Origin of the sequence: Paenibacillus sp. S-12, from assembly GCF_030363895.1 — a bacterium.
Lineage (GTDB): Bacteria > Bacillota > Bacilli > Paenibacillales > Paenibacillaceae > Paenibacillus_B > Paenibacillus_B alvei.
Genome location: NZ_JASIUF010000009.1, coordinates 70,106 through 90,292, shown reverse-complemented (window position 1 = coordinate 90,292; position 20,187 = coordinate 70,106). Strand labels below are relative to the sequence as shown.

Below are 20,187 nucleotides of genomic sequence, written 5' to 3'. Positions count from 1 at the left end.
CCGGTAGCTCCGGTGGCTCCAGTGGCTCCAGTGGCTCCAGTCGCTCCTGTCGCTCCTGTCGCTCCAGTTGCTCCGGTAGCTCCGGTAGCTCCGGTGGCTCCTGTTACTCCTGCCGCTCCTGTTGCTCCGGTCGCTCCTGTTACTCCAGTCGCTCCGGTCGCTCCTGCCACTCCTGTCGCTCCGGTCGCTCCGGTGGCTCCGGTTGCTCCGGTCGCTCCGGTGGCTCCTGCCGCTCCAGTTACTCCTGTCGCTCCGGTCGCTCCGGTCGCTCCTGCTACTCCAGTCGCTCCGGTCGCTCCTGCCACTCCAGTGGCTCCGGTGGCTCCAGTTACTCCTGCCACTCCGGTCGCTCCAGTTACTCCGGTCGCTCCGGTGGCTCCAGTTACTCCTGTCGCTCCTGTTGCTCCTGCCACTCCAGTGGCTCCAGTCGCTCCAGTTGCTCCTGCCGCTCCGGTCGCTCCTGTTACTCCTGCCGCCCCGGTTGCTCCGGTGGCTCCGGTAGCTCCTGCCACTCCAGTCGCACCGGTCGCTCCTGTTACTCCGGTCGCTCCTGTCGCTCCGGTGGCTCCAGTAATACCAGTACTAGGGCCAGTTGGGCCAGTTGGGCCTGTTGGACCTGTTGGTCCTGTTGGACCTGTTGGTCCTGTTGGTCCGACAGATATCGGTATAGACAAGATGCTTTCTAGTTTAGACTGTAGAATTAATTCCTTTTTTGTTATGTCTCGTATTGTATCTCTTACACTTTCGTTTACAAGTAAAATGTCGCTAATTGTAGCAGATGGAGAAGTAACACCTGGTAGAGTTCCTAAAGCAAACTGAATTTTTTCACCTTCGGCATTAATAATGTGGCTTAACCCAATCTCTTCCAAAGCTATAGAAGATAACAATAAATTAATTGCATCATCTCTAGTTACTGAAATAGTAGGAGTGATGTTGGATATATTAGATTGTGACAAATAAACCCCTCCCTCAAGTTGTATTTTCTACCACTCTATAATTATATGAACATATGAAGGAAGGGCTTGGATAAAGATCGAGAGGTAAAGACATAAAATAATAAAGCCTAGTACCGGTTGGTAGATCATTGCGACTGTTCCCAGAAGACTTGTGACCTGCACATAAAAAGGCCAGTAATACGCATAATATCGTTCCGAGTATCAGGAGCACTGTACATATGTATAATTCCCTTGTGCTTCCCTTCTTCGAAATTGTTGGAGTTCCAAAAAGGAAATGAATCCTATGGAATAACGTCTATCATCTATCCGCGAATCGCGAATATGGCAATGGAATAGGTTTGACTTGAATCATGAATTAAAATACAATTACGTTATCATGAATAGGCGATGGAGTTCGCCATAACCGCCGATGAGGCTAATGACTCCTACCAGAGAATTTTCATTTCCCTGGTAGGAGTCTGTTTTTTTGTCTACAATAGAGGGAGAGGAAAGGACGTTGAGGAAGTTATGCATGTAAATAATCAGAAAGGCAAGCTGCAACGGCTATTAGAAACAACTACATATCCCGCCATTATAGTATCTTTTTCGAAATGGATTGTACTGGGAAGCCTTGTTGGACTATTATCAGGTACAGCTTCTGCTATTTTTTTATTAAGTTTGGATTATGTCACAATCACGAGGCTGGAGCATCCCTGGTTATTGTACTTATTGCCGCTCGGCGGAGCGCTGGTAAGCTTTCAATATTGGAAGTTCGGCAAGAACAGTGCTAAAGGGAACAATTTAATCCTGGAGCAAATTCACGATGGCAAGGAAACGATTCCGCTGCGCATGGCCCCGTTAGTTCTTTTTGGCACACTTGTTACCCATCTGTTCGGCGGATCGGCTGGACGTGAAGGCACGGCAGTTCAAATGGGAGGCAGCTTGTCAGAATGGCTTGGAAAGTTGTTAAAGGTGGATGCAGTAGATCGCAAAATTTTGCTCATATGTGGAATAAGCGGCGGATTCGGCTCTATATTCGGCACCCCGCTTGCAGGTACGGTATTCGGTCTTGAAGTGCTTGCGATTGGTCTTATTCGGCATGAGGCTCTTATCCCTGCATTTGTAGCAAGCTTCGTAGGCAATATCGTCACCTCGAATGTATGGGGAATTACTCATATTCACTATGCGGTACACGAGTTTCCTGGGTTGTCGGCAATCGTACTAGGTAAGGTTATACTAGCATCGATTCTCTTTGGACTAACAAGCCGACTGTTCAGTCAACTCACTCACTTTTTAAAAAAAGGCTACACCAAGCTGTTTGCTAATCCGATGATAAAAAGCGCAGTAGGCGGTCTTGTCATTATCGGATTTGTGTATATCGTCGGATCGCGTGACTATTTAGGTCTAGGTATACCATTAATTCAAAGTTCTTTTACGGAGAACGTATCCCCTTTCGCCTTTCTTGGCAAGCTCATTTTCACCTCCTTCACATTAGGAGCAGGCTTTCAGGGCGGTGAGGTTACCCCGCTATTCGCGATTGGGGCTACGTTGGGCAACGCCTTGTCAGGCCTGCTGCAACTGCACGCTCCCTTTCTGGCAGCATTGGGCTTTATCGCTGTATTTTGCGGTGCTACGAATACGCCTATCGCCTGTTTTCTGATGGGAATAGAGCTATTCGGTTCGGAAGGCGCATTATATATGTTTATTGCTTGCTTAGTCAGTTATTTATTTTCTGGCCATACAGGAATCTACACGTCCCAACACATCGAGGTATCAAAATCAAAACTGATTCAGGTCGATGCTGGTACTGCATTAGGTGCAATTAAAAAAGACAGAAGGCAACAACTCGATTCTAACCAAGGTAAATAACTCAAATAGGAATCAAAAAATACTTGATCATTAACCGCGGCTGGCATGGCTGCGGTTTTTTGTATTTCCTTCCTGCCCTAGATATGAGCATCAGGATTAATTTTGAAGTCAGGAGAGTTTCGGTAGACGTTCTTGTGCAGATTAGAGAAGCGTATGCAGCCGCTAAGAGTATAGATGATGTGGAGGACGTGTTGGCTGCAACTGGAGCACCAACGATCATAACGGTGAACGAACAGAATGAAATCATTCGTGCACTCGGTCACATCGCCCAGCAACAAAATCAAGCTGCAGCATGTGATCGATTTGTTCGGGATTATGTGGACGAGCAATATGAAAAGAGATTGCGCAAGGAATTCGGGCTTGATTAAACTGCCACCGCGGCCAAAGGGGTTAAAATCCCAGTGTGTTATAATCACACACAATAACACACTATGTTTTTTGATGTGTACGACAATAACACACATATGTAATTTCCCTCGCTGGGTGGCAGCTTCCCAAATGTGTGACATGAACGATGAAAGTGAGTAGATGGGAACGTGATATTGAGTAACGTGGAGAAAGAGACAATCCGTCAGATGAATGTGGGCGATAACGTGTCGTTCGGCGGAGTAGTAGCCGGAATGATGATCGGTACGAAGTGCATCGAGTGACCCAAGGGATAAATGAATGATCACGATTAGGGATCTAGCCAACAAATGACGTAAAACACACGCTGCGGGTGGTGTCAACGACGCTGGTACGACTGGGATAAGTTAACTCCTTACTGAACACAAAAAAAAGCTCCTTCTGGTCACGCGACACTCGAAAAGAGCTCTTTTTTGTTTGTGTTGAGTTCGTTTTTACTTTATTAATAATATACAAATTCCTTTTGAATGGTAGTTTTTATTCAAAGCAAGAAGAATAGATGTCCCCTATACTAAAAAAACCAATTGCCGACTAATTAATTCAGGGCCTGCATCTTGTGCAGCGGTTTTAACAGCATATCCAATTGCTTCACTTATGCTGTAACCCCACTCACTTCTAGCAACTTTAAAAGCAGGAACCAAGTTACCAATAAATTTTGTTACTCCTCCACCTGCTTTAATAACGTCTTTAATTTTTGCAATCTTTGTAAATGAGAACAGGTTTTCGGCAATAGCCAGTCCTACTGCTGAAATACACCCAATTACCCCTAAAGTCTCTACTTTTGATGTATTATAGAATTTCTCTCCATCTGTAATATACATATCACCTGTGTAAGCACTCAGCCATTCGGCAGTTGTTTGGGATCCTTGTTCAATTACTTCATCAGGTATAGCTTCAATTAGGTATAGGTTTTTTTCCAACTCAGCAAATTCAGTTTGGCTAAATTGGTATGTGTTTTCGTTACTAGCACTTGCCGAACCAACTCCTATTAAATTTAACAACAGCACCAAAGCTACGCCCCAGAAATAGTCTTCTTGAAAAAATAATTCATGGGTGTACTCCCCTACTTTACCAATATATAGCGTATATTATACTAATGAGTATGTTGTTATTCTGTAATATATTTTTCACCGGAAGGAGGGGTTAATTTGAATAAAAAAAATATCTTTTTTGGGTTAGTGGTTCTAGTTATTGCTATTATGGGTTTTATTATTTCTCGGACACAAGTTGGAACATTCCAAGTGATCTTTAATATTTTAGCAATTCTAGTAATTATCTTGATTTCTCTTCTGTTTTTCAGAAAAAAATCTTAAAGCTGAAGCCAATATAAGTAACGTATTTTAGACTCCACGGGTCGCGGCTAAGCCTTTCGCAAGAGAGGCGATAGCCGTGACATTCTTGTTAAGCGTCCTGGATGCGGTGATAAGGCCGTCAGTTGCTGGCGTGATTGTGCTTTACCAAGCGTTTCAAGAGGCGTAAACAAGCGAAAAAACCACCGAGGCTAGGTTGGGCCCTTATTCGGTGGCTTTTAGCTGAAAAGTAGAATATACTCGCCGTGGTTGCCCACTGGCTCTTTTGTTAAAGGAGCTACGATCTTGCAGGAGCCTACTTCCTACAGGGGATAACGGGCTTCAATAGAATTAATTTTAGCGGGAGATGTATGCTACTCCTTTAGTTGTTTTATCACCTAAGTTGTGAGCCACTACATAGTGTTTCTTATTTTTATTAACTAGAACATCTTCAAACACAAGTTTCTCATCATGGTTTCTCCGCACTGTCTTACTGGCTATTTCAGTATCACTATCACGATTTGTTTCTTCATAAAGCGTATATTCAATTTTTGTGTTTCCGTCACTGGATTGCTTCGCCTGTAAAGTTATTCTGTCACCAGTTGGATAGAATGAGCCAGAAGACTCTGTTTTACCTGCTCTTACTTCAAAACCCCACGTGTAATTTACTGCTTTAACAGAGCTTTTAGCTTGAGTCACATTTGAAATAGATGGTTGTGCATATGCTGGGATAGCCATCAAGAGCGTAGCAGCCGCAGTCATAAGAATTAATGACTTTTTCATTAAATGTTCCTCCTAATTTAATGTTGTTTGCATCAATAAGTTTGAAGTGTACTACTGAAGTTGAATTTATTGTAGCTATAAATAAATCAAATAAACAGGGGAGTATCATTACTATTTCTAGTGGTAAAATGATTATTTGTACGCAAAAAAAGACAGCATTAATTGCTGTCCTTAATACGTTATGTATGCCGTTAAATGCTATATAAAACACTTATGTGATCAGAAAAGGCACAATGCGCCCAAAAAGAATCCAATTCAGCTCTTCATCTCGTTTACATAACGGAATTACGCTGCGCTTCATATCAATGATGGCTCTCCCATTCGATAAGATCGACAGTCTCTTCTCCGTATGCATATGTACTTTCTCAGAACGGCTTGAACCTTAGCGAGCAGCACATCAATATGGAATGGCTTCTGCATATAATCATCAGCCCCCAAATTCATTGCCATCACCATGTCCATTGGATGATCACGAGAAGAGAGAAACAGAATCGGCACCTGGATACGGCGCGAATTTCCCTACAACAGACTGGAAAGATACTAGTATACCGCTTACGTAACGATTCGTAAAAACTTCTTCGATCCTGTAGCTGTGATATGCCGTTGTGTTAAGGATATTTTAATAATTTCGCATAAAAGCGAAATGCTTATTCTAGTTGTTATTTTGTATAGATTGTTCAGATTCGGTGAAACTACCCGAAAGGAAATTTTTCAGTGTTTGGGGAATGGAGATGTTAATGAGTGTATATCGATTGAAAATAACATGCTTACGATTACTGTCCATTTTTTTGCTTATCCATCTTGGAATAGATATGCTTGACCATAATCTTGCCCGCGCCCAGCCTATACGTACAGTACAGTCCGATTCAAATGCTTTTTCAATTGTCATATTCCCTCACTTGCACCGCCTTGTCGTAATGAAGAACGGGATTACCACTAAGTCTTATCACATTGCTGTCGGCAATCCCACTACTCCTACGCCTGCTGGGGAATTTCGGATTATCTTTAAGGGAGAGAATTGGGGCCCATCATTCGGCCCGCGTTGGCTTGGCTTAAATGTGTCTTGGGGGCACTATGGAATTCATGGTACGAATAAGCCCCATTCCATAGGTCGGCATGTTAGTCACGGATGTATACGGATGCGCAATAAGGATGTTATGGAATTATATGAAATGATTCCGATCGGCACGAAAGTGGTCATCATGGGTCATGTGTTAGGGGACTTGAAGCATGATCCGCGTAACTTAGCGGAAGGTGATGCTGGAGGAGATGTGCAGTTGATCCAATCCCGTCTGCAGAGTGCCGGCTATTTTACCGGAAGGTGCGACGGCAAGTTTAGATCTAACACTACCTCTGCCCTTAAGCATTACCAACGAGATCATCAATTGTCTCAGGATGGAGTAGTTACATTTGCAATATATATTCATCTTGGATTGATCGAATAATGGATAGCCTCCATATCATGATGATCCGGGATTACTAGATTGAATGAAGCGTTAGTCATTCGTACGGTTGCAAATAGCACGAATGACTAACGCATTTTTTACGAGGTGAAAGATTTTAGCATTTGTACAATTTAATCTTCAACCACTTCATTACCAATTGGCACCTGTTAACCACCTAGACGTTCTATTGCATCTAGCACATTTTCCAGCTTATCTAACAGTACCAATTCTTTTTTAGTAATGGCCGATATGGTTTGTTGTACACTTGCATTTACAGCCAGGATATTACTAATGGTTGCTGGCGGACTGGTAACTCCCGGTAATGTTCCAAGTGCGAACTGAATCTTTTCCCCTTCTGCATTAATAATATGGCTAAGCCCCAACTCTTCCAACGCAATCGACGCAAGTAACAGGTTAAATGCTTCACCACGAGTAAGGGTTATTACAGGCGTTATATTTGGCACATTCGCTTGAGACATACAATCACTCCTCATACATTTTTAAAGTGTAAAAAAGGAAATAATCGAACTAATCATATACTATGAGTGCCTGTTATCTACGGTATAGTGCATATTCATCTATTGTGTAAAAATGGGCGCTGACTCGTTCGATGTATGAGGGGTTTTAAATCATTGATATTCCAAGCAATTTGCCTTTAAACGCAAGCCAATGTGATAAGCTAAATGACAACTTTCCAACTATTGCATTGCACAGCGGTAATCGTTCCTCGCTTCATAATATAATCCGCAATTAACTCAGCCATATCCGTCGGCAGATCGCGAACAACAGGTTTATTGGCAAACATGTGGTAATTCCCCCCGCCCCCTGCTCGGTAATTGTTCATGGCGACGTCATACAATGCATGCAGTTCAATTGGCGCCCCACTGACCGTTAGCTTTGTCACGCGCTCCCCGATTGGTTGAGACACCTGAATTTCATACTCGATGCCTGACCACATGTCATAGTTATAATGCTGCGGCTTCGGGTATAAAAATGATTCACTCACCTGTATGCTGTCACCTTGTTCTGACAACGTAAAATAAGTAGCAGATTGCTCCAGGGCGTCCTTAATATCTTGACCCGAAATGCGAATGACCCGCAGCGTATTCGGATACATATAATTGGCCATTACATGTCTCATTGTAATGCTGCCGAGGAATCCGGGCGCACTGTCATCGAAGAGGGCTGTATTGGATATGTCGGTGTGACCGTATTCCATCTGCACGCGGTTGATGAATGTGATCAAGGGATGATCGGCAAGGCGTGCTCGTGCGGGATCGTCAATTGCCATACTTCCCTCTACCCTGCCAATCGGTTGATCCAGCCAGGCCTGCACTTTACGTTCAGTATCAGCAATAGCATCTAAAATCCGCTCGTCAGAAGCCGCTCCATCGACATCCATAAATTCAGAGCGACAGCTTGCCAATGACCATCCCTCCTCAGTTTTGGTCATGCTGATTTCCATGTAACCCATCCCTTGAGCATGAGAACTCGGCTGAGCAACCCATACTCCGTTCACCTGCTCGTTTACAATCAAGCGGTGCTGGTGTCCAGTAAGCAAAATATCGATTCCTGGCACATCCATACAGATTCGGTACCCCTGATTCTCGCCGGTATCAGCCTCTGCTTGCATTCCGCTGTGTAAGTCTCGCTCAAATCCACCGTGATAGGATACGATGACGAGATCGACCCGCTCTTCATTCCGCAGGATGTCGACCCAGCGCTTCGCAGCGGTTACCGCATCTTCAAAATAAATACCCGCTATGTTCTGCGGCAGTTCCCAATTCGGAATATAAGGAGTAGTTACGCCTAGAATACCTATTTTCAGACCATTTGCACATTCCTTTACGATGTAGGGACTGCCGAAAAATGGCTCCCCCTCCTCACCTCGGAGCAAATTGGCGCTTAGCCATGGGAAGTGAGACTCCTTGATCGCCTGCTGTAAATAAGGCAGTCCATAGTTAAATTCATGATTGCCGATCACGGCAGCGTCTGCCTTCATAATGTTCATGCAGGCGATTAATGGATTAGGCAGCTCTGGCTGCATGCGTGCATGATAATACGAAAGCGGTGTACCTTGAATCAGATCGCCATTATCGATATAAATCGTATCCGAATATTGCTGCCGCAATAAGTCAAGTGCTGTTGAGATTTTGGCTAACCCTGCTTCGATCGGTTGTTGATCGGCATAGCGGTACGGCATAACAGTGCCGTGAATGTCACTCGTATGTATGATTGCGAATGGAAATGTAAGATTAGTTGCTTGTGAATGATTCGAAATATCTTTGTTCATCGTCAAACTCCTTCTCATTCTTGCTGTATAAGTGAAATCACAGAGAGCCCCTGCTGCGTGAAGCGGCGGGGGCTGCTCGATATGTTTTGTTTGCGTGCAGTATCGGTTAAGGCGTAATCGTTACCGAATCGGTTTGGTACACATTGCTGCTATCCTTGCGCAGACGAATATTGGCTGCACCGCTTTTACCGGACTGTGTGCGCATTTGAATCGTTTGCACCGCAGTTCCGCTCCCATCGGCTGAAAGCGTCACATTCTGATATCCATATCCACTCGGCCATGATCCGTTCGGGTGTTGAACTTGGCCTACCTGCAGCCCGCCTGTTAAGTATACTCCAATTTGCAGCGTGATCGTGCTGTTCGGTGTTAAGCCGCTTGCTGAAATAGTCACGTCGAATGGCGTTCCGGCAGTCAAGGAAGCAGGGTGTGTCATGGAAGGATTGCCGGAAGGATTCTGTCCGTCGCTTGAAGCACCATACGATCCACTCTTGAACGTTGATGCATCCCACCATTTATATCCTGCTGCTGGGGCTGCCCAAGGCTCAGGCTGCGGTTCCGTGCTTAGCTGCGGTGTTTCGAATGGAAGAAGTGCTGTCGAAGTGTCAAGTTGAAGGCCAGGCACCTGGGTAAAATTGGTATAGGATTCCTGATTCGACAGCCAATCGATGAGATTCATTAGCAGGATGGCATCATCCTGTTCTTTGAAGCCGTCATATGTTTTTTTCTTTTGGCCGTTCTCTTCACGCAAGTACTTAGGCGTCGCATCTTCAACAGGAGATGAATCACCAATGACTGCTGCCTTGCCCAATCCGACCTTCGCGATGGCAACATAAGCGCCCTCAGCTACTCCACCGCCATTATAAACTCCTTGATCGACTGCGTTTGGCCATTTCTGGCTGCTGGTAAGAGCCGGAACATATACAATGCCCTTAGCGATTTGAGGATTCGTAATCGCAATTGTCGAGCCTGCATGCATTGCTACACTATTTACTTGATTCGTTATGTCTAATGCTTGCTGCGGAGGGACGATGATATTCGCGTTAATGTCACCCAACGCATTATAGCGAATCCGCATACCGAAGTTATCTGCCAGCCAATCGGAGTTGGCTACGTCCTGCATGGCAAATGAATTTGCTTCTTCCGTGCTCATTCCTTGCGCTGGATTGCTCCATGCACCACGGCGATAGCCGTTAAATACCTCTGAAGCATCCCAACGATTCTTATTACGGTCTGCATTATAATGATCTGCGATGAAGAAAATGCTGCCCCCGTTGTTCACATACTGCAGCATAGCTGCTTGCTCTGATGTTTTGTATGGAATGTTTGCCTCTCCAATGACAAATATCTGATAATCCTTCAGATCGTTGTACGTAATTGGCGTTGATTTACGCAGTTCCTTTACGTCATAGCCTTTGTTTGCAATCGCATTTGCAAAATCAGAGAAGCCGCCATCAATAACCCAGTCTGCTGCGCCTGCTGTCTGTCCATGTGTATTGTCGAACAATACTTTCTTTCCGTTCGGTGTACCTTTGGCAGAAATAAACGGCGCCGGATCGGCAGGGCCTTCTGCATAAGCTTGTGAACCTGCTCCAGTAGACAATACAGGTACTGCAATCATGGCAGCAAGTACGACCTTCAACCATTTGCTCTTCAACATTGTAAGCATATTCACTTCTTCCTCGCCTCCTCATCATGAACTATTGGGATTAGAATCGTTTCGTTCAAAATCATTATGCAACTGAAGTATTAATGGAAGTGCATGTTCATGCGAAGATTATGTGAATAAGCCCAATTTTATGAATACGTTCATAAAAAAATGCTTCCACTAGCAAAAATGCTATGGAAGCGAAACTTTTTTGTCACTGCACGTATGTTGTCGGCTAATATTCATAGATACGCATAATGATATCCCAAGCCTTAAAGCCTTATGCCCTATCCAACTGTGTTCCGTCAGACACCTGCACTCTCCCTCCTCCATCCGACTACCGGAACAGGCCGATATGTTCTTGTAAAAAAGCATCAAGCGTTCGAGGTTCCTGGCCGAGCAAGTTAGCTACTGTTCTTGTCGGTTGCTCAGGAATGGCTGCCGACATCGCTTGAATTTCTACGACATGATTTGCAAGCCATGCTGGCATTTGTTCATATTCCATTAAATTGCGAAGATGGGTTTCTCTATCCAGATCAATGTAGCGGACGGCTCGTCCGAGTAGAGTTGTCAATTTTGCCGCTATTTGTTCATAATTGAATAATTCCGAGCCGGTAAGCGTGTAGGTTCTTCCTGCCTTCTCTCGATTCGTTAATGCTACAGCAGCGACGGCCGCAATATCGCGACAATCGATGAAGTTGCACACAGCGTCCCCCATAGATCCGTAAAAGGCATTTTGCTTGGAAATAGATCCCTTCATTCTCAGCAGGTTCTGCATAAATGCGTACGGACGCAGTATCGTATGCAGCATATTCGAATCATGAAGAATTTGCTCGATTTCTTGGTGCCATCTGGCTACTTCAACAGGTGTATGTTGACGATATTCAGGACTTGATATTTTTACAATGTGCTCAATCCCAACTTCGGCTGCTGTGCGAATTACGTTGCTTTCGAGTTCGACCTGTAACGGACTATTGGACATAGCTACAAAAAGCTGATCAGCTCCTTGTAGAGCACAGTGCAGAGAATGTATGTCGGAAGCATCCGCTTGTGCGACCTCAATATCTGCTTGGTTTACCTTTCCTAATTGTGTTTTTAATTTCTCCGTTTCTCTGCTTATTGCACGAACAGGTGTGTTTGACTGAACCAGTTGAGTGAGCAGTGCATTTCCAATTGTTCCTGTTGCTCCTATGATCACGATCATTTTGACACGCTCCTTTTCATTGCAACCTGATTCTGCATGGATAAGTGCCATCGACAGGCTGTGCTTATACAGGCAATCGTCGTAGACAGCGGAATATCGAACCATATTCGATTCAGCCATGATAGCTGTTCAGGTGTGTACACTAGGCCCAGCATTCCAAAAACAACCACGACTACTACAATGCCTGTTAAGCAGCCAAATAAGGCGAAGGCAATTGCTACAATGACAAGCTTCGATTTGTACAGCCAACGCAAATGAACACTTCGCTTTTGCAACCAATAACTTAGGATCCAAGCTGTAAATGCCGATGTTCCGCCTATCGATGTCAGAGCCGCGATGAATAGGCTCCTGTCCCCGCTCACTATGCCGCCGATTCCCGCCATTGCTGCAGGGGCAGCATAGGCTACAAGCATCTCGCGCCATAGTACATACGGATGAGGCTTCATGTCGTTGACTTTTTCAATGCAGCTTGTTCGCATCGGCTTGTTCACTATGATATGCGCATCCTCTCCGTGAGTATTTTTCTTCACCCTATATAATTAGGTTCCTAATTATATAGGGTGAAGAAAGGCTAGTTTTTCACTAGCCCATTTTCATACGTTCCTCATGTGCCTATACATTCAGTTTTGGTTCCTCAGTCAGTGCTGAGATGCCTTGTGTTACCCTGCCAAGCAGATCGAGAAACACACTTCGTTCTTCAACTGTGAGCAAGCCAACCATGGCTTCTAACCTTGCAAAATGCTCGGGAGCCATTTCGCGCAGCTTGTTAGCTCCCTGCTCTGTCAGCATGACCGATTTTTGCCGGCCATCGACTGCACTTGCACGGCGTGATACGAAACCATCCCGTTCTAAGGTGTCAATTAACCCGGTGACAGTCGCACGTGTTACACCAAGATTGTTGGCCAATTGAGAGGGCAGCTCTTCTCCGCCATTGTCTTCAAGATCTGCCAGCAAGCGATAACGCCCTGTTGATAGACCGAAGCGGGAGAAATGAACCTCTGCCGCCTGTCCCAGCTTGGCGCCTGCCTCCAGCAGTCTGGCAGCAACGAGGATAGCTTGTGCGTCAGCATCCAGTTTATAACGTTCGATCTGGCGCTTGGACTGAATGAGTGAAGGTACGGCATCATTGGATTTGGGGATTATTGGATGATTGGTCATGTATATAGTATGGTTCCTAACTACTTTTTTGTCAATCCGTTTTAGTATGATTTTTTATGTGTATTTTTCATGATTACTTTTCAGAGATGTGCGGCTGCTTGTCAATGACAATAACATCTATGACTGTGACATAAGACAAAAAATTTATTTTGGAAATGGGCTATTGCCGTGAGCCATATAGGGATCCGCGGATAGACTAATGCTGAGAAGATTTATTTCCAAGGAGGCTATTATGGATCCAAATTATTATCACCAAGTGAGTTGGAACTGTGTCAATAATTATGTAGGTATTCGGACAAAGGACAATATGTGTCATGATGGATTTATTGCTCATGTTGATCAAGATGGTTTAACACTTGCGATTCCAAGCGATCAAATGATGACACAAATGAGCGGCATGCCAGCTCAAACGTCAACGTACAGACAGTTCGGCTTCCACCCTGGATTTTTCCCTAGACGCCGATTCTTTTTTCGCCGTATCCCATTTCCCTTTATAGCAGATTTTTTCCTACTCCCGTTCTTTCTGTAGCCTCGTAGCCAAAAACAGGATAACGAGTCCCTATGCTGATTCTCTTGAATGATGTTCGAGTGGGGAGGCATAGGGTGCTTTCTGCTACGGATTATGTAAGTTACTTATTTCGGTATCGCATTCCGATTAGAAGTGAAGCACATATCCAGAAAAACACCGCAGTCAGCACGATTGTGACGAGATGTTGTTCACCTTGAAGTAGTGGTGGAACGAAGAGAAGCATAACACAGCAAAAGAAAGGTAAATCCAAACCGACCCACTTGAATGAAAACAAGGTGCACCCCGTATTGTGTAGTGCACGCAAATTCCACAGCGTGGCTATAGCTTCCAGCAAGAGAATGCCAATAGAGGCTCCAGTATAGCCGAACCCTGGAATTGCGATAACAATGTATTGGAGCAGTACAGATATGCAAATCCCTATAACTAGGCCGAATAATGGGGTATGCTTACGTTCTTGGGCCCAAAGAATACTAGTGGTAAGTTCCCGCAAGCCTACGATTAGCGGGATAGCGGATAAGTAGTGGATTGGTTCCGCTGCTTCCTTTACCCCAAATATAAGCCCAGCTGCTTCTTCTGCATAAATAAAAATAAATAGTCCGCTAATGATTCCCCATGTCCATACAAATCGGAGCACTTTCTCAATATCGCGTCGGCTCTGCTTGCCTTCTTCATAGTTCGCGGCTATCTTCATCGTGACGGTATGTGAAATTGCCGCGGTTATCATGGTGGGCATATAGACAATAACAGCAGCCATGCCAGTGATAATGCCGTACATGGCAATTGACTCTGATAAGGAGTGACCGGCAACCTGCAGCCGATGTGGAATAAGGAGAGAATCAATAAAATCAGAAAATGGGACAAGCATTCTTGTGCCGCCAATAATCACTGAGGTTCTGAGCATGATTCCCAGACCAACCTTGTTCATCGGAGAGTAAATAATCATCATTGTAGACTGCTTCGAGGTTATCGCGAAAATCGTTAGTACGAGAAATGCGCCGATTGCTGCGATTGTTGTTCCGTATAGTCCCATTCCTACTGCATATCCAATCCCTTGAGATGCATGTAGGCTTATAAGTATGATCAAAATGGCGATACGCAAAGCTTGTTCGGTCAATTCAGACACGGAAATAGCCTCATAGCTCCGAACTCCCTGCATATATCCGCGTGCCAGTTGCAGCAGCGGTACAGCAATTAAAGCAGGAGACAATGCGCGTATCGCCCAAATCAATTCATGATTGCCGACGAACGCCGCAATATCTCCTGCATGATTATGCATCCAGTACGAGAGGACTAATCCGATAACTATGGTATACACGGATAGAAGCTGAAGCGCTCTCCACCCTCGATTTGGCTGCTTGGCCGTAAATAAAGCAAGTGCAGTTGGCACTCCTCCTGAAATGGTCATTAAGATCAAACCGAAGAAGGAGTATGCCATTTGATATAACCCAATGCCCTCAGCACCAAGTATTCTGGATAATCCAACTCTACCTGCTAGTCCAATACATTTTCCGACGATGAGTACGGCGCTCCGCAGCGCCGTTTGCTTCACGAGAGAAGATAACATTTTTTCACCTACCGACCAATCCATCTTGTCCTCATCATTGTATGAGCAGAACGGACGGGGTATGTGTTGGAACTAGATTATTACAAGTTGAGTGATTCAATCACGGATATGAATGAGCCAGTAAACCGTGTATTGATCCCATCCTAAGTCAAATGGAACGCGATAGCGATCAGCAGTATGAGAATTCACTAATGGATAACCGTTGGCGTCGAAGCCAACCACAATTGAAAAATGATCCACATCACCACCGAGCTCATGACCGATAAGATCACCTGGTTGCAACTCTGCCCAAGCTCCTTGTGGATGCTTATTGCTCGCTTCTGTAATGTTCGAGAAAGTTCCCCGCTTAATAAGTTTTCCGTATCCACTATATAACAGAAAGTTTTTGAAAGCATCGGTTTGAACCCATAATCTGCTTCCCCCCGAACGATAGTGATGCCACCCTCCCTTCATCTTCAAGCCGCCTCCTTCTTTGTCGCCGAGGCATTGAGAAGCAAAGTTTGTGCAATCACCGCCTAATCCGGTATAATCACGGTATTTTTTGTTGTACCGATTGTTATTCCCCGCTCCCCATGCTAATCCTGCATATGTGTTGGCATAGTGGACCGCATTTATTCGATTGTATCTTTTAGTGGATTTGGCGGAGCTAGAAGGGTTGATATCCTTCGAGCTATGATGCTGCCTAGATACGGTGCGAGGAATATTCTTGCTTAAACTAGGAATCAACTTTGGGTTTTCTTCCAATGGATCCAAATACCATTCTCTGAGAACATGCCAGTTTCCGTTGTTACGTGTCAGTGTCAGTGCATGACGAGTTCCAATCCCGAATTGTTCAATCGTATTGGAGCTCCCCTTGTAAGAATAAGCGAGCCGTAAGGAATCAACCGCCGATATAAATACGTTATCGCCCCTCTTATTTATGCGAACCACCTTGGCATTACTCCCGGCTTCCACGAAGCGAACCCCTCTATGTTCGGCCCATGCTTGTACGTATTTTGCTCGCAATTGTTCATGCTTCATCGCTCTCATACTTGATGAACGCTCAGGCAAATAAAAATTTCGAAGCACGTCATCATTCTGTGACAGCAAATATTGAGCTCGATTCGCGAACAGCTTCTGTATATACATGGTGATCTCCTGATCAACAACCTGCTGAGCTGCCGAGCATACAGGCTGCCATGCGATGGAAGCAAAGAAGAAACCGATAACCAGTATAGCTGTACACAGCCGTCCATACATGTTAACGTTGATCACCCCTTGCCATTTATTTCATCGTGCATGGAATTTCAGCTATAGCTATCTAATCTCTTCAGCTTACTATGCCCTGCATCGAATAACTGATACTGCTAAAAAATAATCAGCATGGAATTATCGATTCCGATGAACAATGATAGTAAGGAAGTCATTGAAGCAAGAAAGCAGGTGCTGATGTGAGAAATCGTAAAAAACGTTTTTTAGTCCGTAGAATACTGTGCATTATCTTGGCATTTCTCATCCTGCCGATGTTACCTGAAGGTATTCATTCCTTACCGGTTCAGCAGCAGGGTCAAAAAACAGCCATGATCATCATTGATGATTTTGGAAATAATGCCAAAGGAACAAAGGAAATCATGGAGCTGCCCTTTAAAGTGACAGCTGCTGTCATGCCCTTTATGCCAAGTACAGAGAAAGACGCAAAACGTGCACATGCCGCAGGGCATGACGTGATTGTTCATATGCCTATGGAAGCATTGTCAGGCAAAAAACACTGGCTTGGACCTGGAGCGATTACAACAGATTTGAGTGATGCCGAGATTCAAAAACGGGTTCATGCGGCGATTGATAATGTTCCTCACGCGATCGGCATGAATAATCATATGGGTTCAAAGGCAACTGTAGATGAACGGGTGATGCGTAATGTATTGAAGGTATGCAAAGAGCGCGGGCTATTCTTCGTAGACAGCCATACCAATTTCCGCAGCATTGTCGGTAAGGTGGCAAACGAGATGCAAGTGCCTAGCCTTGAAAATCACATTTTCCTGGATGATGTACATACGAAGGCGGCTGTTCATAAGCAATTCATGTTAATGCGCGAGCATTTTCGTCGTCATGATGTATGTATTGCAATTGGTCATGTAGGCGCCGGCGGAAGAATTACTGCTGAGGTGCTAAAGGATCAGATGGAAAAGATGAGCAAAGAAGATATCCAATTTAAAAAAGTGGCTTCGGTATTAAAAAGTGGTATTCCTCCAAAGTAACGAAGTTTATTGATTTGAAGTTATGAAGTGGAGATAATTAAAAAGAGGATGCCTGTATTGGCATCCTTCTTTGCGTATATTGCGATCTAGCCATTAATGGTGCGAATGAACATTTCTAATGCAGACGTGTCTGTAATGTTCTGATTGCAGACGTGGCTATTCATGCACATATAGTTCCCAATGGCCTTGTAATAATCAGAAGAAGCATTCGCAGGTTTGGATTTCGTTTCTGCCGTAAATAAGGCCACCTCTTCCTGACGATTGCATAAGAAGCACGTACTCTTCTTCTTTGCTTGGGTGAATTTCCCCTCAATACCGACAAGTCGCCCGTCTAGCTGATGGATTAGATACATGCGATTCGTTCCAATGTCCGTCCATCCAAGATACGTCGTATGGCGGAGATCCAATTCCTCCATATTCGGAAGCTTCAGCTTCTTACTCTTCGGAAAGAGCTTTTTCAGTTGCTTGTCCGTTACCTGTTCGAACTCAATCAGATATGGTTCCAGAGAAAGCAGGAATTGAGAGAATTCTTCCGTTTTGTCCAAGGTTGTAATCCGCTCAAGCAGTCGCAGCTGGTGCTCGTCTGCCTGCGGGAACGCCTCTGTAATCTTGGTATACGCACTGTATCGTACCGTATCAACAATTTTCGGATCCGCTACTGTCTGACAAGTATGTTGAAGCAAAGTCGCTTGCTTCTTGATCAAGTTATATTGGTGGTTTCTAATAAATGGTGTTGTCATGCTTTACAGCTCCTTATTTTGAATGGTTAGTTAAATAAGGTGCAAAGCCCATTATTAGAAACGATATAAGCGATCTTGGGCGACAATCATTCCTTCGTGTTGTCCAGCCCCATGCAAAGTATCGCCCCTAAATCAGGCTTTGCATGAGTCGTTGCTGATTCTGGCAAAGTTTTTTGCCATCCCTTGCCACCTCCCCTGTTCAGTAAACATTATAAAATAAATTCCGCCTCTGGCGCAACTTGTTATTTGAATTACTCAGCTTCTTGTTCGATTTTTGCCGCTCTACTTTCAGTTGCCGAATAAAAACCTTTTGTCTAATCCAGATTATCATTGACTGTATTCCAAGTTAAGGGGCAATCAGAACATATGAAACTAAAAATGTTTATAATATCCGTATGGAATAGGTTTGATCCAATATATTATTCGTTAACCCGATTAACCTTTCCCGATCAATCGCTTTCGAATATTTTCAGGGTACGATTACTCCGATATCGCGGAAAGGCAATTATGCTGTCTGACGGAACTCACATCGAACATAGCGATCTATTGTTGAAAATACATCTTCATAATGTACGTTTGCTTACGGAAATTCTCCCCCTGGACAACGACGTCAAGAAGGGACGAATTATTTATCGTGCGGTAGAGCAATCCCTGCCCGGAGTGTGCAGATACATTCAATCCCATCCAAAATTTTCCGAAATTAAAGCCATTATCGGGATTACGATGCTGCATCGAGGATGCACTCATTTGGGATTCGATATCGTACAGATTCATAATCCGTTCTATCGCGCTTTTAAATGGATCAGCCAAATGCCTATTCATTTTTTGTCTGTATCGAGTCCGCTCAAAACCTACAGAAAACAAAATCCAAGATATTTGCTGATGTCTACAGATTTGTTAATGCATAAATACGGAAGAACATGACATACAGGAACACAATATTTTCCGTTTATAGGAAATCACTTGCCATCCCAATACTTCCCATGATAGCTTAAATTGCTTCCTCTTTACTTTGATTGCCTTTTTCGTTGTACGGCATTACGACAACGGCTTCCCATACTTCACGAGTACATGCCATAGCAATTTAAACTCCTGAAGTACTTCCTTGTAGCTTCCACGATCAATCCAGCGCGAGGGCTCGCGCCTCAAGTCCATGGCAGCCTCCCCTATCACGCTGGCATCTACCCTGCTGTTACGAGCAATTCGCATCGCTAAAGACGGCATCGCTGGACCTCTAAAATCGGTAGGAACCTCATGTGCCAACAGAGAGAATCCCCTATGCCAATATAGATCAATTGCATACTTCAGGCATATTTCCTCGAGTGTTCTGCCGATGGAGGTATGGAGGAAAGAAGGATCAGCTACTAGCATGTCAACGTCATCCATAAGCGATATGCTGCCATGAATTTGCGCTTCAATATAGTAATCTAGATTGCGTTTCGGCTCTCTGTATGAAGGATCGGGAAAAGATTTTGCAAGATTGAACCGCAAATGATCAATTAGCTTGAGAGAACTGAGATTTTTTTCTCCAAGTGCATATTCATTCCTATGCGCATCTGTCAGGAGAGCCGCCAATATATCATCTAACTCGTCATAATTCCCCTTTTCTGGCGGGCCTTGATGCGAATCCATGTACGTGAAGGTGCAACGTTCAGAAACCTTGGGTGACAAAAGGAAGTAACACGAGCCAAAACGTGGAGCGGGGCCATCAGGATGCAGCATCAGGTTAAGCGCCCCATATTTGGGACACTCGCTATTGTTCACTCCTTCTCGTTGATAGGCGCCGCCAAATAACTTTTGCTCCCAAAGATCGCGTTCACCGCCGGGAAAAGCCGAAACGCTTCCATTGGACAGGCGCGTTTCAAATTGACTTTTGTATAATCCTTGTGCCAAAAGTGCCTCAGCGACACTTTTCATGTTCGGGTCAGGTCTATCTGGGTGGAAGTGAAGGGCCACTCTAGCATATGATTTTATCATCTGTACGGCTGTGCGTTCATTTTGCGGCCTCTCGCATAGGTAGCGATATAATGCAGTGCGGATCGTTGTGACTTCGATAGTTGTGCAGCCATTCGCTCCCCTCCTCTTTTGATG

At 44.5% G+C, this 20,187-nt stretch carries 19 protein-coding genes, 2 pseudogenes and 1 riboswitch; of the genes and pseudogenes, 7 read left to right on the top strand and 14 right to left on the bottom strand.

What is annotated here, in order from left to right:
- The coding region (locus tag NO352_RS09560) for an alpha-helical endospore appendage domain-containing protein (protein WP_483311828.1) at nucleotides 1–956 on the bottom strand (956 nt) is incomplete at its 3' end.
- 374 nt (nucleotides 957–1,330) lie between these two features.
- Nucleotides 1,331–1,391: riboswitch (Fluoride riboswitch) on the top strand.
- Nucleotides 1,392–1,463: 72 nt separating this feature from the next.
- Here NO352_RS09560 and NO352_RS09555 point away from each other — a divergent pair.
- A complete protein-coding gene (locus tag NO352_RS09555; RefSeq protein WP_289355475.1) occupies nucleotides 1,464–2,804 on the top strand; it encodes a voltage-gated chloride channel family protein in 1,341 nt (446 codons plus the stop codon).
- A gap of 134 nt (nucleotides 2,805–2,938) precedes the next feature.
- On the top strand, nucleotides 2,939–3,172 hold the full coding sequence (locus tag NO352_RS09550) for a hypothetical protein (protein WP_289355474.1): 234 nt from the start codon (nucleotides 2,939–2,941) through the stop codon (nucleotides 3,170–3,172).
- Between the two features lie 543 nt (nucleotides 3,173–3,715).
- On the opposite strand, the gene NO352_RS09545 is transcribed toward NO352_RS09550, so the two are convergent.
- Nucleotides 3,716–4,216 carry a hypothetical protein gene (locus NO352_RS09545; RefSeq protein WP_289355473.1) on the bottom strand — a complete coding sequence of 167 codons (501 nt, stop codon included), beginning with the start codon at nucleotides 4,214–4,216 and terminating at the stop codon, nucleotides 3,716–3,718.
- A gap of 141 nt (nucleotides 4,217–4,357) precedes the next feature.
- Between NO352_RS09545 and NO352_RS09540 the strand changes: the two genes are divergently transcribed.
- On the top strand, nucleotides 4,358–4,522 hold the full coding sequence (locus NO352_RS09540; protein WP_289355472.1) for a hypothetical protein: 165 nt from the start codon (nucleotides 4,358–4,360) through the stop codon (nucleotides 4,520–4,522).
- A 333-nt stretch (nucleotides 4,523–4,855) separates the two neighbouring features.
- Here NO352_RS09540 and NO352_RS09535 read toward each other — a convergent pair whose 3' ends face one another.
- Complete coding sequence (locus tag NO352_RS09535; RefSeq protein ID WP_005549085.1) at nucleotides 4,856–5,281, bottom strand: hypothetical protein; 426 nt, start codon at nucleotides 5,279–5,281, stop codon at nucleotides 4,856–4,858.
- A gap of 317 nt (nucleotides 5,282–5,598) precedes the next feature.
- Nucleotides 5,599–5,805: pseudogene (locus NO352_RS09530) on the bottom strand (response regulator); the annotation flags it as partial.
- 213 nt (nucleotides 5,806–6,018) lie between these two features.
- Between NO352_RS09530 and NO352_RS09525 the strand changes: the two are divergent.
- Nucleotides 6,019–6,726, top strand: a complete 708-nt coding sequence (locus NO352_RS09525; RefSeq protein ID WP_289355471.1) for a L,D-transpeptidase family protein — start codon at nucleotides 6,019–6,021, stop codon at nucleotides 6,724–6,726.
- A 167-nt stretch (nucleotides 6,727–6,893) separates the two neighbouring features.
- Here NO352_RS09525 and NO352_RS09520 read toward each other — a convergent pair whose 3' ends face one another.
- The 6 genes from NO352_RS09520 to NO352_RS09495 form a co-directional block, all read right to left on the bottom strand.
- Nucleotides 6,894–7,205 carry an alpha-helical endospore appendage domain-containing protein gene (locus NO352_RS09520; protein WP_005549089.1) on the bottom strand — a complete coding sequence of 104 codons (312 nt, stop codon included), beginning with the start codon at nucleotides 7,203–7,205 and terminating at the stop codon, nucleotides 6,894–6,896.
- A gap of 200 nt (nucleotides 7,206–7,405) precedes the next feature.
- Nucleotides 7,406–9,019 carry a bifunctional metallophosphatase/5'-nucleotidase gene (locus tag NO352_RS09515; protein ID WP_268600374.1) on the bottom strand — a complete coding sequence of 538 codons (1,614 nt, stop codon included), beginning with the start codon at nucleotides 9,017–9,019 and terminating at the stop codon, nucleotides 7,406–7,408.
- A 106-nt stretch (nucleotides 9,020–9,125) separates the two neighbouring features.
- Complete coding sequence (locus NO352_RS09510; protein WP_483311829.1) at nucleotides 9,126–10,685, bottom strand: DNA-binding protein; 1,560 nt, start codon at nucleotides 10,683–10,685, stop codon at nucleotides 9,126–9,128.
- Between the two features lie 316 nt (nucleotides 10,686–11,001).
- Nucleotides 11,002–11,868: an NmrA family NAD(P)-binding protein gene (locus tag NO352_RS09505; RefSeq protein ID WP_289355470.1), complete on the bottom strand. Its 867-nt coding sequence runs from the start codon at nucleotides 11,866–11,868 to the stop codon at nucleotides 11,002–11,004.
- Nucleotides 11,865–12,359 (bottom strand): hypothetical protein, encoded by a 495-nt coding sequence (locus tag NO352_RS09500; RefSeq protein ID WP_289355469.1) that lies wholly within the window; start codon nucleotides 12,357–12,359, stop codon nucleotides 11,865–11,867. Before NO352_RS09500 ends, NO352_RS09505 begins: the two co-directional genes overlap by 4 nt.
- Before the next feature lie 121 nt (nucleotides 12,360–12,480).
- Nucleotides 12,481–13,026: a MarR family winged helix-turn-helix transcriptional regulator gene (locus NO352_RS09495; protein WP_005549098.1), complete on the bottom strand. Its 546-nt coding sequence runs from the start codon at nucleotides 13,024–13,026 to the stop codon at nucleotides 12,481–12,483.
- Between the two features lie 232 nt (nucleotides 13,027–13,258).
- On the opposite strand from NO352_RS09495, the gene NO352_RS09490 reads away from it, so the two are divergent.
- Nucleotides 13,259–13,555, top strand: a complete 297-nt coding sequence (locus NO352_RS09490; protein WP_005549100.1) for a hypothetical protein — start codon at nucleotides 13,259–13,261, stop codon at nucleotides 13,553–13,555.
- A gap of 100 nt (nucleotides 13,556–13,655) precedes the next feature.
- Here the strand turns inward: NO352_RS09490 and NO352_RS09485 are convergent, their stop codons facing one another.
- Together NO352_RS09485 and NO352_RS09480 are read right to left on the bottom strand one after the other, a co-directional pair.
- The gene (locus NO352_RS09485) at nucleotides 13,656–15,143 is read right to left on the bottom strand and encodes an oligosaccharide flippase family protein (RefSeq protein ID WP_289355468.1); all 1,488 of its coding nucleotides are present in this window, start codon (nucleotides 15,141–15,143) and stop codon (nucleotides 13,656–13,658) included.
- Between the two features lie 72 nt (nucleotides 15,144–15,215).
- Nucleotides 15,216–16,358: an amidase domain-containing protein gene (locus tag NO352_RS09480; protein ID WP_289355467.1), complete on the bottom strand. Its 1,143-nt coding sequence runs from the start codon at nucleotides 16,356–16,358 to the stop codon at nucleotides 15,216–15,218.
- A 263-nt stretch (nucleotides 16,359–16,621) separates the two neighbouring features.
- Between NO352_RS09480 and NO352_RS09475 the strand changes: the two genes are divergently transcribed.
- A complete protein-coding gene (locus NO352_RS09475; RefSeq protein ID WP_289355478.1) occupies nucleotides 16,622–17,356 on the top strand; it encodes a divergent polysaccharide deacetylase family protein in 735 nt (244 codons plus the stop codon).
- A gap of 86 nt (nucleotides 17,357–17,442) precedes the next feature.
- Here the strand turns inward: NO352_RS09475 and NO352_RS09470 are convergent, their stop codons facing one another.
- Complete coding sequence (locus tag NO352_RS09470; RefSeq protein WP_289355466.1) at nucleotides 17,443–18,096, bottom strand: FusB/FusC family EF-G-binding protein; 654 nt, start codon at nucleotides 18,094–18,096, stop codon at nucleotides 17,443–17,445.
- Between the two features lie 366 nt (nucleotides 18,097–18,462).
- On the opposite strand from NO352_RS09470, the gene NO352_RS09465 reads away from it, so the two are divergent.
- Complete coding sequence (locus tag NO352_RS09465) at nucleotides 18,463–19,020, top strand: YkoP family protein (protein WP_430108146.1); 558 nt, start codon at nucleotides 18,463–18,465, stop codon at nucleotides 19,018–19,020.
- Between the two features lie 114 nt (nucleotides 19,021–19,134).
- Here NO352_RS09465 and NO352_RS09460 read toward each other — a convergent pair.
- Nucleotides 19,135–20,165, bottom strand: a pseudogene (locus NO352_RS09460) (DUF3626 domain-containing protein).
- Nucleotides 20,166–20,187: the final 22 nt, after the last annotated feature.

Coding starts and splice junctions, on each gene's coding strand:
- NO352_RS09515 (WP_268600374.1), bottom strand. CDS start 9,019: ATGAACAAAGATATTTCGAATCATTCACAAGCAACTAATCTTACATTT.
- NO352_RS09465 (WP_430108146.1), top strand. CDS start 18,463: ATGAAACTAAAAATGTTTATAATATCCGTATGGAATAGGTTTGATCCA.
- NO352_RS09490 (WP_005549100.1), top strand. CDS start 13,259: ATGGATCCAAATTATTATCACCAAGTGAGTTGGAACTGTGTCAATAAT.
- NO352_RS09480 (WP_289355467.1), bottom strand. CDS start 16,358: ATGTATGGACGGCTGTGTACAGCTATACTGGTTATCGGTTTCTTCTTT.
- NO352_RS09485 (WP_289355468.1), bottom strand. CDS start 15,143: ATGGATTGGTCGGTAGGTGAAAAAATGTTATCTTCTCTCGTGAAGCAA.
- NO352_RS09495 (WP_005549098.1), bottom strand. CDS start 13,026: ATGACCAATCATCCAATAATCCCCAAATCCAATGATGCCGTACCTTCA.
- NO352_RS09525 (WP_289355471.1), top strand. CDS start 6,019: ATGAGTGTATATCGATTGAAAATAACATGCTTACGATTACTGTCCATT.
- NO352_RS09470 (WP_289355466.1), bottom strand. CDS start 18,096: ATGACAACACCATTTATTAGAAACCACCAATATAACTTGATCAAGAAG.
- NO352_RS09555 (WP_289355475.1), top strand. CDS start 1,464: ATGCATGTAAATAATCAGAAAGGCAAGCTGCAACGGCTATTAGAAACA.
- NO352_RS09520 (WP_005549089.1), bottom strand. CDS start 7,205: ATGTCTCAAGCGAATGTGCCAAATATAACGCCTGTAATAACCCTTACT.
- NO352_RS09475 (WP_289355478.1), top strand. CDS start 16,622: ATGTTACCTGAAGGTATTCATTCCTTACCGGTTCAGCAGCAGGGTCAA.
- NO352_RS09535 (WP_005549085.1), bottom strand. CDS start 5,281: ATGAAAAAGTCATTAATTCTTATGACTGCGGCTGCTACGCTCTTGATG.
- NO352_RS09505 (WP_289355470.1), bottom strand. CDS start 11,868: ATGATCGTGATCATAGGAGCAACAGGAACAATTGGAAATGCACTGCTC.
- NO352_RS09510 (WP_483311829.1), bottom strand. CDS start 10,685: ATGCTTACAATGTTGAAGAGCAAATGGTTGAAGGTCGTACTTGCTGCC.